The organism is Pseudoalteromonas sp. MB41 (genome assembly GCF_020966275.1).
Classification (GTDB): domain Bacteria; phylum Pseudomonadota; class Gammaproteobacteria; order Enterobacterales; family Alteromonadaceae; genus Pseudoalteromonas; species Pseudoalteromonas lipolytica.
Window position 1 is genome coordinate 42,844 of sequence record NZ_JAJJZF010000013.1, and the last position, 12,664, is coordinate 55,507.

General features: G+C 41.0%; 15 protein-coding genes and 4 tRNA genes. 5 read left to right on the forward strand and 14 right to left on the reverse strand.

Annotated elements, in window-relative coordinates; all coding sequences use genetic code 11:
- Nucleotides 1–73: 73 nt before the first annotated feature.
- Nucleotides 74–2,269 (reverse strand): EAL domain-containing protein, encoded by a 2,196-nt coding sequence (locus LPA49_RS13335; protein WP_230236788.1) that lies wholly within the window; start codon nt 2,267–2,269, stop codon nt 74–76.
- 254 nt (nt 2,270–2,523) lie between these two features.
- Between LPA49_RS13335 and LPA49_RS13340 the strand changes: the two genes are divergently transcribed.
- Nucleotides 2,524–3,030, forward strand: a complete 507-nt coding sequence (locus LPA49_RS13340; RefSeq protein ID WP_065978186.1) for an SRPBCC family protein — start codon at nt 2,524–2,526, stop codon at nt 3,028–3,030.
- Nucleotides 2,999–3,886: a TIGR03899 family protein gene (locus LPA49_RS13345; protein ID WP_036971342.1), complete on the forward strand. Its 888-nt coding sequence runs from the start codon at nt 2,999–3,001 to the stop codon at nt 3,884–3,886. Before LPA49_RS13340 ends, LPA49_RS13345 begins: the two co-directional genes overlap by 32 nt.
- Nucleotides 3,887–3,903: 17 nt before the next feature.
- Here LPA49_RS13345 and LPA49_RS13350 read toward each other — a convergent pair whose 3' ends face one another.
- The 9 genes from LPA49_RS13350 to LPA49_RS13390 form a co-directional block, all read right to left on the reverse strand.
- Nucleotides 3,904–4,671, reverse strand: coding sequence for a TIGR04219 family outer membrane beta-barrel protein (locus LPA49_RS13350; protein WP_075594345.1), 768 nt, complete (start codon nt 4,669–4,671; stop codon nt 3,904–3,906).
- 4 nt (nt 4,672–4,675) lie between these two features.
- Entirely contained in the window at nt 4,676–5,662 is a 987-nt protein-coding gene (locus LPA49_RS13355) for a DUF2333 family protein (RefSeq protein ID WP_065978189.1), read from the reverse strand.
- An 8-nt stretch (nt 5,663–5,670) separates the two neighbouring features.
- Nucleotides 5,671–6,177, reverse strand: coding sequence for a copper chaperone PCu(A)C (locus tag LPA49_RS13360; RefSeq protein ID WP_230236791.1), 507 nt, complete (start codon nt 6,175–6,177; stop codon nt 5,671–5,673).
- Between the two features lie 80 nt (nt 6,178–6,257).
- Entirely contained in the window at nt 6,258–6,584 is a 327-nt protein-coding gene (locus LPA49_RS13365) for a hypothetical protein (RefSeq protein WP_036971355.1), read from the reverse strand.
- A 9-nt stretch (nt 6,585–6,593) separates the two neighbouring features.
- On the reverse strand, nt 6,594–6,800 hold the full coding sequence (locus LPA49_RS13370; RefSeq protein ID WP_036971358.1) for a PspC domain-containing protein: 207 nt from the start codon (nt 6,798–6,800) through the stop codon (nt 6,594–6,596).
- Between the two features lie 10 nt (nt 6,801–6,810).
- Entirely contained in the window at nt 6,811–7,485 is a 675-nt protein-coding gene (locus tag LPA49_RS13375; protein WP_230236794.1) for a PspA/IM30 family protein, read from the reverse strand.
- Between the two features lie 241 nt (nt 7,486–7,726).
- Entirely contained in the window at nt 7,727–8,704 is a 978-nt protein-coding gene (gene dusA, locus LPA49_RS13380; RefSeq protein ID WP_230236795.1) for a tRNA dihydrouridine(20/20a) synthase DusA, read from the reverse strand.
- A 223-nt stretch (nt 8,705–8,927) separates the two neighbouring features.
- Nucleotides 8,928–9,407, reverse strand: coding sequence for a hypothetical protein (locus LPA49_RS13385; protein WP_230236798.1), 480 nt, complete (start codon nt 9,405–9,407; stop codon nt 8,928–8,930).
- A gap of 95 nt (nt 9,408–9,502) precedes the next feature.
- Nucleotides 9,503–10,123 carry a MarC family protein gene (locus LPA49_RS13390; RefSeq protein ID WP_036971394.1) on the reverse strand — a complete coding sequence of 207 codons (621 nt, stop codon included), beginning with the start codon at nt 10,121–10,123 and terminating at the stop codon, nt 9,503–9,505.
- A gap of 95 nt (nt 10,124–10,218) precedes the next feature.
- Between LPA49_RS13390 and LPA49_RS13395 the strand changes: the two genes are divergently transcribed.
- The 3 genes from LPA49_RS13395 to LPA49_RS13405 all read left to right on the forward strand — a co-directional run bounded on the left by LPA49_RS13395 (nt 10,219) and on the right by LPA49_RS13405 (nt 11,620).
- Nucleotides 10,219–10,653, forward strand: coding sequence for a transcriptional repressor (locus tag LPA49_RS13395; protein ID WP_036971396.1), 435 nt, complete (start codon nt 10,219–10,221; stop codon nt 10,651–10,653).
- Between the two features lie 77 nt (nt 10,654–10,730).
- The gene (locus tag LPA49_RS13400; RefSeq protein ID WP_065978232.1) at nt 10,731–11,198 is read left to right on the forward strand and encodes a chemotaxis protein CheX; all 468 of its coding nucleotides are present in this window, start codon (nt 10,731–10,733) and stop codon (nt 11,196–11,198) included.
- Nucleotides 11,195–11,620: a secondary thiamine-phosphate synthase enzyme YjbQ gene (locus LPA49_RS13405; RefSeq protein WP_230236800.1), complete on the forward strand. Its 426-nt coding sequence runs from the start codon at nt 11,195–11,197 to the stop codon at nt 11,618–11,620. Before LPA49_RS13400 ends, LPA49_RS13405 begins: the two co-directional genes overlap by 4 nt.
- Nucleotides 11,621–11,706: 86 nt before the next feature.
- On the opposite strand, the gene LPA49_RS13410 is transcribed toward LPA49_RS13405, so the two are convergent.
- The 4 genes from LPA49_RS13410 to LPA49_RS13425 form a co-directional block, all read right to left on the reverse strand.
- Nucleotides 11,707–11,782, reverse strand: a tRNA-Gly gene (locus LPA49_RS13410).
- A 168-nt stretch (nt 11,783–11,950) separates the two neighbouring features.
- Nucleotides 11,951–12,026, reverse strand: a tRNA-Gly gene (locus LPA49_RS13415).
- Between the two features lie 124 nt (nt 12,027–12,150).
- A tRNA-Gly gene (locus LPA49_RS13420) sits at nt 12,151–12,226 on the reverse strand.
- A gap of 122 nt (nt 12,227–12,348) precedes the next feature.
- Nucleotides 12,349–12,424, reverse strand: a tRNA-Gly gene (locus LPA49_RS13425).
- Between the last annotated feature and the right edge of the window lie 240 nt (nt 12,425–12,664).

Below are 12,664 nucleotides of genomic sequence, written 5' to 3' on the forward strand. Positions count from 1 at the left end.
GGATTATTATAGAAAACAAAACGCCCTGCAAATGGAAGGGCGCTTTTAAATCGTTGAGTTTTATCAAAGCCAATTAGTGCTTAGCTTGTAAATATGTAATTAACTCTTTCTCTGGCATAGGTTTAGCGTACATAAAGCCTTGCACTTCATCGCAACCAAGTTCACTTAAATAGTCTGCTTGGGCTTGTGTTTCAACTCCTTCAGCAATCGTTTTCAACCCTAATCTTGCGCCTAAAGAAATAATTAACGCCGCAATGGCTTCACAATCTTCACCGGGAAGGTCTTTGATAAATGCCCTGTCTATTTTTAGTCGATCGAGTGGTAAGCGTTGTAAATAGCTTAATGATGAGAAGCCTGTGCCAAAGTCATCTATAGCAATTTCGATCCCAAAGTTTTTAAGCTCCTGCAACGTCGTAATAACATTACTAAGTTCGTCCATTACAACGCTCTCGGTTACTTCAAGCTCAATAAACTTTGGTTCAACTTGGTAATTAATTAAGGTGTCTTTTACGCGCTGCGCATAACCTTTCACTTTAAATTGCGGCACCGAGACATTAACTGCAATGCTAATTGCAAAACCGAGTTGCTCCAAACGCTTTTGCTGCATGCATGCTTGCTCTAATACCCATTGACCTATTTCGACAATTAAACCCGCATCTTCAGCCATCGGCACAAATATAGCGGGTGAAATGTACTGGCCATTACCTGAGGGCCATCGCAATAAAGCTTCACATCCTATGATGTCTAATGTTTTCAAATCGAGTTGTGGCTGAAACCACACTTCGAGTTTACGCTGTTCAAAATCTTGGCGAAGCTGTCTGATAATGCCTAACCGCCATGCCATTTGCTCTTCCATGTCAGGCGTATAAGTAATAACAGCTTCCATCGACTGTTTTTTTGCTTGGTTTAATGCAATATAACCGAGCTTTAGGGTTTCGATACCTGATGGCTTGAAATCCCCTTGGCAGCACATACCAATTTTAAAATTGATCGGCAAAATGTGCTCACCCGCATTGAATGGCAAGCTTAAATGCTCACATAACATCTCAATATCACATTGCTCTTTTGGCAGTAATAAGCCAAATACATCGGCACCAATTCGCGATATCAACTCAGCTTGAGGGTACTCTTGACGTAACCTGTCAACGATAGCAACGAGTATTAAATTGCCAATTTCTTGGCCTAACCCATTGTTAATATCTGAAAAATGCGCAACGTCGATCAGTAAAAAAACATAATCATTTTTACCAGGATGATAAAAACGCTCAACCTTGTTCATAAAATCATTGCGATTTGAAAGGCCGGTTAACGTATCTTTATAAGCCGCATCACGTAAACGGTTAAACAAACGCACATTATCAAGTCCCACACTCACATTGGTGAGAAATATTTCTGCAAATTGTAACTGCGACTCACTCGGGATATGTGCGGTCTCTAAGTATATAGCGGCTTGGCGATTTTTACTTTTTAGTAGGTAAGTGCTATCAATTTCAGTGTGTTGATGTGTGCCCTGCTCTAGACAGTTTTTCACCTGTAAAATGATACGCCCATTGTCTAACTGCTCAACACCTTGGCCAATAAACTCGTTGTATTCGACACAACCACCAAGCACACAGACTTGGTTATCATCGTCTAATGATCCGCATAGCAACCCTTGTGGCTCACACTCTAAAATAAATGAAAGCTGTTTTATTACCGCCATGGTAAACGCTTTGATATCTGTGAAACCTAAAATAGCTTTTGAGGCATAGAGGATGTTATTGAGTGCTCGACTTTGAAACTCCAGCTGACAGACCTGCTCATAAGAACGAATCGCCGTCACGAGCGCAGTAATAAGCTTACTGCGCGTAAGCTCTGTTTTTGTTTTATAGTCGTTTATGTCGTATTCACGAATTACTTTTTCTTCTGGTGCGTAGCCTGGTTGACCCGTGCGCAAAATAATGCGCACATTATGATTATTGAGGGACTCTCTAACTTGCTTCACAACTTGCAAGCCCGCATCATCAGATTCCATAACTACATCCAGTAATACAACGGAAATTGAATGATTATCTTTAAGCACAGAAAGTGCTTCTGCTCCGGAATACGCATGATGAAAACGCAGACCTCTATCCCAAAACTCAACGCCTGAGAGCGCCAATTTTGTTACTGAGTGTATTTCTGGATCATCGTCAACAATTAAGACATCCCAAAACTCTGAGACTGTTTCGCTCAATAGCGGCTCATCATCTTGGTCACTAAACAAAAAGTCGTTAGATTCTGATGCCATTAATAATTCCTTAGACAAATCAGCGTAAAACAGTAACGATGGCTCAATTCCGGTTTACAGTGTTGCTTAAAATTCTATCACTTATTCGGCTATGATACATTAGTGATAACTTATACTGTGTAGATTATAGTCTATGATACGTATAATGTTATGAAAGCTATCAAATTATTGCCTGAGGTGGGATCATTAAATTATTCATTTTATGCCTAAAAACGCTGTTTATCAGTGCGCTAATCGCCTTGGTAATTGGCCTAATGCTGTCACAAAAATACACCGTTAATAAATCGGTTAACGTCACAGCAGCGCCGGATGAAATAGCCAGCTTAGTGAGCGATTTCACACAATGGCCACGTTGGCAACCATGGCAAGCAGTTGATCCCAGTATTAAGTTTACTGTCGCTGAGCCAAGTAAAGGCGTTGGAGCTCATCAATTTTGGCAAAGTAAGTTTGGCTCAGGTGAAATGACAATCACCCAGTTAAGTCCAGATAAAATGACTTTCAATATTTTGTTTAATCAGGAACATATCGCCCAAGGTTCGATAAGCTATGTTGGTAAAGGCAGTGAAGTTGAGATTATCTGCACCCTACATGGTGAAGTAAATACCCCTATTATTGGCGGCTACCTCGCTTTGCTAAGCCAATATATTCTTAACAACACGGTTAAACTGGCGCTCAATAATATTAAGACCACTGCGCAGTTAGCTACTAACAACAAGGCCATTGCTCCCGATGACAGTCAAAGCGGCTCAGGCAAGAGTTAACCTTGCTAATATCATTGAAAACCAGCTTGGTTATCCCATTCATAAGTCATCGACTGTCAAAATCAACAGTCCCAGCGATGACAGCTACTCTTCACAAGGGCAGCAGCAGTTAGCGTATAAAATAAATGCAGAAGCCAGCTTACTGCAACGTGCACAAACACGCCAAGAAATTCAATTTATTAAGCGCCAAGAGAATATTGAAACCATCATGGCAATGGCGATGGCATTTTGCCCAGATGTTACAGGCCAACAACAGCCTGATTCAGACTGGATAGAACGATTTATTAGCTTATGTGAAGACACCGCAAACGTCTCGATGCAAAAACTATGGGCTAAAATACTGGCCGGTGAAACCGTCTCACCAGGCACATTTTCAATCAAGAGTTTGCAAACGCTTAAGTACATGACACAACGTGAAGCAGATGCACTGCAACGCAGCACGTCGCTATGTGGCTACAACGAAAAAGACAACAGTCACCTAATTTTGTTAGGCTTTTATAAAAAGCCATCCTTGTTTGATTTACTCAGAAAAGGTAACAAAGTCTCCCTTAATTTGGGTAAAACCCCTGTTAGTTTTCCTGACATTTTAACGTTGATGGATATCAACTTATTGTATCGTAAAGAAATAGAGTCAGCAGTATTGAAAGCTGGCCAAGAACTCTCACTAAGCTTTATGAATCAACGACTCATTTTAAAAGCAAAAAGTAATGACCTTGTATTGAGCTATTATAAGTTTACACAAACGGGGGATGAATTAAGAAAACTGATCGTCTCACCTATCAATAAGGCTTATAAGCAAATACTAACAACCTCATTAGACGATGAGTTTGAAATAAGCTGGCAAGCTACAAAATAACCTGCCAGCATACTCAATTAAAAGTGAATTTGGATACCCGCAAATGGGCCTGATGCATCTAAATCCGTATAGATATCATCAATATCATCCAATTCTAATGTCATTGAACGGTAGCCCGCTTTAACATCTAAATCGATAGCAAGATTATCAAGCAACGCATAAGCAATACCGGCTTGGTAGTCTTGTACTTTGCTGTCATCAATCGCTAATAAGCTGCCTTCAAAGAAAACACTTAAACCTGTAAACGGTAAACCCACTTCTGCGCGGCCGTATACAAGTGGAACAAAACCAGAGAAATCAACACGTTCTGTTGTGCTTGGGCCCCCGTCTTGCGAGGTGCCTGTCACGACAATATCACCGTCAAATTGCTTGGCGTTCACACCTAAATCAATCGACACTAAATCATTATCGAAAATTTCGTAGTAAAGAATGTAATCTACGTGAGAAAGATCACTGACAGTGCCTACTTGTGTACCAACAACATAATCTGAACCACCAAAACTAAATGACTCATCCAACATGGTTGAACCATTCAGCTCAAGCTCTGTGTATTTTAATTTGATGTTAGGCACTAAAGGCACTGGGTGTTCTAGTGCTGCATAGTAGCTTGTGAAAGTCTCATCTTCAAAATTAAAACTTTGTAAATTACCGTCTTGAGCAAAGCTACCGCTATTATCTGATTGCCAGCCATCTACCCCAAGGTATAAACCTAATAGAGTGTCAGCTTGAGCTGTAGGAGCTAAACAGGCCATCGAAAGCGCGGCCGCTAAACAGTACTTTTTCATCATTTTATCCTTGCGCTAAAAGTTCGCTAAGTTCAATTAGAGCCGCATTGGCTCGAGAAATATAATTTGCCATTACCAGTGAATGATTGGCAACAAAACCAAAACCACTGCCATTTAAAATCATTGGGCTCCACACCGTTTCTTGTGTGGCTTCTAATTCACGAATAATTTGTTGCAGGCTAACACGGGCATTTTTCTTTTCTAAGACATCTGCGAAATCGTATTCAACAGCCTGTAAAAAGTGTAACAGCGCCCACGTGGCTCCCCGTGATTCGTAAAATACATCATCAATTTCCCACCACGACGTTTTCACTTGGTTTTGCAATGGTGCATAAGTTGCTTGATGGGCAGCCGTATCACCGGCCAAGTCAGTGTTTAGGCGTTCTTGGCCAACACTTGCACTTAAACGCTGACTTAAACTGCCTAAGCGCTTTTCGGCTTCTTTTAGCCAACCACGTAAATTATCAGCGCGTGCATAAAATTGACTGTCTCTGTCATTTTGGTCGGCAATTTGGCTGCGATAAACAACAAGTAAATCAATGCCTTTTTGATATTCGGCTTCAGCGCTTGGCCACGCCCATGCTTCGGAACTGATGTTAAACTGCGGCTGCGCTTTTTTAAGTGCTTCATGTTCTGTTGATTGAGACTGAGAACGACTAAAGTCCTTACGCATTGATAATACAAGGTCACGCGTCATTTCAAGCGCCCCATATTCCCATGCAGGCATATTATCCATCATGACACTGGGTGGCATAATATCGTTAGACAAGTAACCACCGGGCTTATTCAATAATGTACTAGCTACATTAATTAACGTTGTCGTAGTGGTGTACCCCGTGACAAACTTTTCGCCACGCATTTGTGCTTCTTGCTTTGCCTTACCTACAACATCCATACGGTCAGGTTCACTACTCCAGTAAACCGAAACCGCGTAAAAAATAATTAAGATAATAAGTAATGCACTGGCTATTTTTCCTTTATGCTCAGACATGGTACCTCCTAGTGATGTGAGTGCTCTTTACTTTTTTGTGATGCCTCTTTAGACATATCATGTAAAGAGACAACTTTGGCTTGAGTAAATACTCGGTTGCCATCTTTAAAATATAGCGTGAGTTTTCGTTCTTGCCCTGCTTTTAACTCATCTTCAGGGTCAAACACCATCAAATGATAACCACCGGGTTTGAATTCAATGCTGCTGTGAGCATCTATCTCTAACGAAATAACCTGTTCCATTTTCATCATGCCATCAACATGGGTATGTTGATGAATTTCAACGCGCCCTAAACCATCCAGTGTTGCCTTTGTTAATGTTGTAGCCTGCTGACTCGGATTGGTAATCGTAAAATAAGCGACACTGGCCTTACTGGCAGGTAAAAATTCGCGAACTTGGGCATTGCTCACGGTTACTTCTGCAACATCGTTATGGTCATGACCGCTGTGGGCAGATGAAAAAGTACTATAAAATAAACTTGTGATAAGAAAAGGGAATGCGGGCAACAGTTTCATTATGCTTTAATCCTTGTTAAGACATCAACTTACCCGCTAAATTTAGCATACTTTATTTATTAAGGCAGTTTATTCGTACCTTAAGCTGGTGATTTCTTGTTATCAGCAATCAGCCAACACAAAGCTGCAATTAATAATAAGGGCCATGCAATCACCACAGAACCAAATAAAAACGCAAGCACTACCCCGACTAAAGCAACCACACCTGCACCAATTAAGCCTATGGTAAATAAAGCAACCCCAGCAACTAAAGCAATAACAGCGACAAGTGCACCAACCACCTCAAGCCCAGCCCAGCTCATATCGGCTATTGATAAAGGCAGCTGCCATGAATCAAAGGATACAAATGCAAATGTATCTGTGCACAGTAGTAAAATTGCTAAGACAATAATAGCTAACGTTTTCATGACCAGCTCCTAATAACCTTTTACTGGCAAGCTACAATGTGCAACAAGGTAACCCACCCCAACAATGAAAGGCATATGTAAAAACAGTATGATCATGAGCAAACGCGTTGACCATACAGGGAAGCCCAATCGAGCAGCTAAACCGCTGCACACTCCAGAGATTTTCTTATTAGTTAAATCTCTAAACCAACGTGATGATGTATGATAAGTATTCATCGTTTTCCTCCTAAGCCGACTGTTTCATTGTGGCTTTTAAATCGGCCAACTCTTTGTCTATAGCATCATTTTTTTCTAACGCAGCAATTTGCGCCGCTGTCGAATTTGCAGCATCACTGTGTGTAAGCTCATAGGCTTCAACTTGCGACTCGATGTTTTCAACGCGCTGCTCTAAATAATCAAATCGCGCTAACGCATCCGCAACTTTGTTACTATGAAGCTGCTCTTTGACTTTTAAGCGTGCCGTAACCACGCGCTCTTTTTGCATGTAAGTCAGTTGCTTTGCTTTGGCATCTGCAAGCTTATTTTGCAAACGCTGACTGTCGTCTGTTAACTTCGCTAATGAGTCAGCCACTTTATCCATTTCACGTTGCTGCGCTTCAATCTCTGCGTTTAAACGCTGTTTCTCAATTAATGCTGCTTTAGCAAGATCATCTCTGTCTTTACTAAGTGCTTTTTCAGCTTTCGCTTGCCAATCAGCTTGCTTTGCTTGTTTTGCTGCAATTTCACGCTTTATTTGCTTTTCTTGAGTTAAGAATGTTGCAGCGGTTGCACGACACTCATTAAGTGCATCCTGCATTTCTTGCACGAGTAAATTAAGCAGCTTTTCAGGATCTTCTGCTTTATCGAGTGCAGCAGATAAATTAGCCTGAATAATGTCGTTTACGCGATTTAATACACCCATGTGATTCTCCTGTTGATAATTGGGTTAATACACCGAGGAGATTCCAATTCTTATGCCAACTACAAAAAATTTTAAAATAACCATTAAAATACATAAGGTTAATTAGTTTTCACGTAACTAAACACTGACTTTAAGCTGAATGAAAAATAACTAATTTGACTAAAAAACTAACTTTTAAACCAAATTTTAGGATCAAAAAAAGCCACAAAAGAGTGGCTTTTTTTCTGTTCCAATTTGAACATTAAATTTCTGGTACAAAGCTCAATGCTTTATCCATAACACTTAAATCGGCCGTTTTGCCATGACCATTTTCTGAAAGGTGGCGTCTAAAGCCTCGCGCGCCCGGCTGGCCTTGGAAAATACCCAACATATGGCGAGCAATATGCCAAAAATTCGCGCCTTGGCTCATCTCATCTTCAATGTAATCATACATAGCTCGCACAACCTGATGACGATTAAGAGTAAACGGGGTATCACCGTAAATTTTTTCGTCAACGTCACTTAAAATGAATGGATTACTGTATGCCTCACGACCAATCATAATGCCATCAACATAATCAAGGTGCGTAATTGTATCAGCAATCGTTTTCACGCCACCGTTTAGACTCAAGTGCAGTTGCCGATAGTCTTTTTTGAGTTGATAAACTCGCGGATAATCAAGCGGCGGAATTTCACGGTTTTCTTTCGGGCTTAACCCATTTAGCCATGCCTTACGGGCATGAATAATAAAGTCATCACAGCCTACATCGTGGCTTGCTTCAATCAGAGCACATAAAAACTCATACGAATCTTGCTCGTCAATTCCGATCCGTGTTTTAACGGTCACTGGAATCGATACTTCAGCCTTCATCGCCGCGACACACTCAGCAACAAGCTTTGGCTCAGCCATTAAACACGCACCAAAACGACCGTTTTGCACGCGATCAGATGGGCATCCTACATTAAGGTTAACCTCGTCATAACCGCGCTCTGCCGCTAACTTAGCACATTTAGCAAGTGCGTCAGGGTCAGACCCACCCAGCTGCAACGCAACAGGACCTTCATGTTGATTAAAGTGTAAGTAATCACCCTTACCAAATAAAATAGCACCTGTTGTCACCATTTCGGTGTAAAGCACAGCATGTTTTGTCATTTTACGATGGAATGTTCGACAATGACGATCAGTCCAATCGAGCATGGGAGCCACCGACAAACGGCGATTTAATGTCGTCGTGCTCATAGTATGGCCCCTTTAAATATCAATGCGTTCACTTGCAACTTGATTACCTAATACATTAACGCTTATTAAAGCAGTAACGGCTAAGATAATTAGCCATCACAATAAAAATAAAGTTTGCGTGATTATACCACTTAACAAAGCTGACGGCATGACTTAATCGTAGATCAGATAATGAAGAAGTGTGTAACTAACACACTTCATCTGGGAGGAAATAAAGTAATGACTAAATCTCTACTTTATTTAAGAGATTTTCTAAATTTTGGCCGGTAAGTTCAAATAGTGTAATTTCGAGTTCTTTATAATCTTCATTTTTTAGATTAACGAGCTTAGCACCCACTGCAATGCGTGCCACTTTCTCAACAGGATCGATTTCTACAATTTCAATTGATGCGTGCGTGCCATGATCTTTTGATTGCACATAATATTCACTGAAGAATGTACCATCAGCGCGCACATTCGGGTTACTGTCAGACACCGACTGCAACAGAGTGCCTTTTTTAAGATCGCTCTTGCGAAGTGAAAAGCTATATTCAGCTACATTAGCATGACCGATGATCAAGGTTACTGCACTTTCATCATTGATTTTAAAGTCATGATCTGTCACTTCGATCACTTTTAATTTGCCACTATCATAGGTCGGCTCCATGCAAGCAGCTAAACTAAAAAGCAGAAAAACAGATAAAACAACATGTTTGAGTCGCATTCTTTGTTCCTTAAATTATATTGCCTCCTTTTAAGTTAGATAATAGAAGGCAATAATTCAAAGTTTAAATGACTGAAAATGCGCTTTAATTTTTACTATACCGCAACCGTTAAGCCAAAATAATGAGCAATGCCACCCAGAATATTTGTTACCGCAACCGAAGATAAAATTAATCCCATCACACGGCTTATGATACTTGCACCACTATCACCGATGAGTTTATGTACATGCGTTGCAAGTAACAGTAAAACCAACACTATAATCAACACCGATAACATCACTGATGACGTGATTAACTGCTCCAGCCATGTGTACTCATTGTTTCGAGTCATTAGTACTGCAGCAAGCATTGCTCCGGGGCTTGCTATTGACGGAATAGCGAGTGGAAAAATAGCCGTTTCGGTACTATTGCGGACACTTTTGATTTCACTTTCAGGCTTACTTTCACCAAAAATCATCGACAAGGCAAATATCAGTAACACAATTCCGCCGGCAATCTGAAAAGCAGACAAAGGAATCTTAATTGCGTTTAAAAGTAGTTCACCCGCGAGTACAAAAAACAATAAAACCAGTGCCGACACTCCCACCGCTTTTAATGCTACTTTTCGTTTAAACTTAGCGTCTTCGCCTCGTGTAACCGCGATAAAGACCGGTACAGTACCAATTGGATCAATGACAGCAAAAAAGAAAATGAACGCAGCAAGCAATTCACTCATACCGAAAACTCCCAAGAAAACCTGCTAGCGAATAAAAACGCTGCAACTACAATACAGTATGATAGTATATCACGGTAGCGTAAGGATAAGAGAAGATGAATACAGAATCACTCGTCAGTAAAGCAAAACAAGTATGTGATAATCGTGGTGCACGTTTTACACCTATCCGTGAAAAAGTATTCCGCCTGCTAGCGAGCGCGCAAGGTGGTGTTGGTGCTTATGACTTATTAGAACAACTCAAATTAACTGAGTCAGGAGCAAAACCAGCAACAATTTATCGCGCCTTAGACTTTTTGTCGGAACTGGGCTTTATTCACAAAATAGAAAGCACAAACTCATTTATGTTGTGCCATCATTTTGATCACATTCATCCAGTACAATTATTAATTTGTGATAGCTGCGGTTATGTAAAAGAGCTGCATTCTACTGTTATTTCGCACGAGCTTAATAACTTAGCAGCTGAAAGCGGCTTTATTGTCTCAGGACAAACAATCGAAGCACACGGAAAATGTGAAAATTGCAAAGATTAAGTGCACTGTTTTATACAGCCACTACAATTAAAGTTAGAACAGCAGCCTCGCTGCAATAACCTAAGGGAAAATAAACAATGAATGTGGAGTTCATCAACCCTTTTTTATCGTCTTTACTCAATGTATTGAGCACCATGGCTCAAACAGAATTAAAACCCGGTAAACCTAGCCTCAAAAAAGATGAGATTGCGCGCGGTGATGTCTCTGGTTTAATCGGTATGGTTGGCCCACAAACTAAAGGTTCACTTTCAATCACCTTTGATGAAAGTTTGGCCTTAACTATTATGGAAAGAATGCTGGGAGAGCGACCAGATTCAGTTAACGAAGAAGTGACTGATATGGTAGGCGAAATAACCAACATGGTCACCGGGGGCGCTAAAAACCTTCTGGGCGAAAAGGGCTATGAATTTGATATGGCAACACCGATTGTTGTATCAGGTAAAGGACACACCATTACACATAAGTGTGAAGGCGCTAAAGTACTCATTCCGTTCACCTCAGAGGACGGGAATGCCAATATAGAAGTTAGTTTTGATAAGCTATGAGTTGGCAACAAAAAACCATTCAGCTAAAGCCTCGCACACGAGGCTTTCACATCATTGATGACGAGTTACTTCGTCAACTACCTGAAATCAGCCAGTACAAAGTCGGTTTATTGCATTTGTTTATTCAGCACACTTCTGCAAGCTTAACCATTAACGAAAATGCAGATCCGACTGTGCGAATGGATATGGAAAGTCACTTCAATCACTTTGTGCCAGAACGACAAAGTTATTATCGTCATGATTATGAAGGTGATGACGATATGCCAGCCCATATAAAAAGCAGTACATTAGGTGCTGAACTCACCATACCAATTAATCAAGGCCGCTTAATGCTAGGCACATGGCAAGGTATTTATTTAGGTGAACACCGAGACCATGGTGGTGCTAGACGCATTGTCGCGACGATTCAAGGTCAGATCTAAAAACTAGCTATAGACAAAGTTAGGTTTTAACAGCTTTATTTAAGAAAGATTTTATTTAAGAAAGTATATTGGGATTTTTTAGAGATTGGAGCGGCACACGAGGCTCGAACTCGTGACCTCAACCTTGGCAAGGTTGCGCTCTACCAACTGAGCTAGTGCCGCTTTATAAGTAGTCAGTAATTTGTCCGTTGGTGCACAACCTTGAAGGTTGCGGTAAAACGTTCTGGCAACTGAGCTAGTGCCGCATAATAAGTTACTAATTTTAAGTTACAAGCTTCAAGTTAATTACTTTACCCTTGAAACTTATATCAATTTCTTTTGGTAAGAAATTGGAGCGGCACACGAGGCTCGAACTCGTGACCTCAACCTTGGCAAGGTTGCGCTCTACCAACTGAGCTAGTGCCGCTTTATAAGTAGTCAGTAATTTGTCCGTTGGTGCACAACCTTGAAGGTTGCGGTAAAACGTTCTGGCAACTGAGCTAGTACCGTATAATTTGAATTTTTTATAACAATTTCTTTTGGTGAGAAATTGGAGCGGCACACGAGGCTCGAACTCGTGACCTCAACCTTGGCAAGGTTGCGCTCTACCAACTGAGCTAGTGCCGCATTCAAATAGTCAGTAATTTGTCCGTTGCTGCACAACCTAAAGGTTGCGGTAAAACGTTCTGGCAACTGAGCTAGTGCCGTATAATTTGAATTTTTTATAACAATTTCTTTTGGTGAGAAATTGGAGCGGCACACGAGGCTCGAACTCGTGACCTCAACCTTGGCAAGGTTGCGCTCTACCAACTGAGCTAGTGCCGCATTCAAATAGTCAGTGATTTGTCCGTTGGTGCACAACCTAAAGGTTGCGGTAAAACGTTCTGGCAACTGAGCTAGTGCCGCATTCAAATAGTCAGTGATTTGTCCGTTGGTGCACAACCTAAAGGTTGCGGTAAAACGTTCTGGCAACTGAGCTAGTGCCGCATTCAAATAGTCAGTGATTTGTCCGTTGATGCACAACCTAAAGGTTGCGGTAAAACGTTCTGGCAACTGAGCTAGTGC

Bases quoted from the DNA above. Each gene is read 5' to 3' on its own strand.
- LPA49_RS13335 (WP_230236788.1), bottom strand. From the start codon at position 2,269: ATGGCATCAGAATCTAACGACTTTTTGTTTAGTGACCAAGATGATGAG.
- LPA49_RS13340 (WP_065978186.1), top strand. From the start codon at position 2,524: ATGCTGTCACAAAAATACACCGTTAATAAATCGGTTAACGTCACAGCA.
- LPA49_RS13345 (WP_036971342.1), top strand. From the start codon at position 2,999: ATGACAGTCAAAGCGGCTCAGGCAAGAGTTAACCTTGCTAATATCATT.
- LPA49_RS13350 (WP_075594345.1), bottom strand. From the start codon at position 4,671: ATGAAAAAGTACTGTTTAGCGGCCGCGCTTTCGATGGCCTGTTTAGCT.
- LPA49_RS13355 (WP_065978189.1), bottom strand. From the start codon at position 5,662: ATGTCTGAGCATAAAGGAAAAATAGCCAGTGCATTACTTATTATCTTA.
- LPA49_RS13360 (WP_230236791.1), bottom strand. From the start codon at position 6,177: ATGAAACTGTTGCCCGCATTCCCTTTTCTTATCACAAGTTTATTTTAT.
- LPA49_RS13365 (WP_036971355.1), bottom strand. From the start codon at position 6,584: ATGAAAACGTTAGCTATTATTGTCTTAGCAATTTTACTACTGTGCACA.
- LPA49_RS13370 (WP_036971358.1), bottom strand. From the start codon at position 6,800: ATGAATACTTATCATACATCATCACGTTGGTTTAGAGATTTAACTAAT.
- LPA49_RS13375 (WP_230236794.1), bottom strand. From the start codon at position 7,485: ATGGGTGTATTAAATCGCGTAAACGACATTATTCAGGCTAATTTATCT.
- dusA (WP_230236795.1), bottom strand. From the start codon at position 8,704: ATGAGCACGACGACATTAAATCGCCGTTTGTCGGTGGCTCCCATGCTC.
- LPA49_RS13385 (WP_230236798.1), bottom strand. From the start codon at position 9,407: ATGCGACTCAAACATGTTGTTTTATCTGTTTTTCTGCTTTTTAGTTTA.
- LPA49_RS13390 (WP_036971394.1), bottom strand. From the start codon at position 10,123: ATGAGTGAATTGCTTGCTGCGTTCATTTTCTTTTTTGCTGTCATTGAT.
- LPA49_RS13395 (WP_036971396.1), top strand. From the start codon at position 10,219: ATGAATACAGAATCACTCGTCAGTAAAGCAAAACAAGTATGTGATAAT.
- LPA49_RS13400 (WP_065978232.1), top strand. From the start codon at position 10,731: ATGAATGTGGAGTTCATCAACCCTTTTTTATCGTCTTTACTCAATGTA.
- LPA49_RS13405 (WP_230236800.1), top strand. From the start codon at position 11,195: ATGAGTTGGCAACAAAAAACCATTCAGCTAAAGCCTCGCACACGAGGC.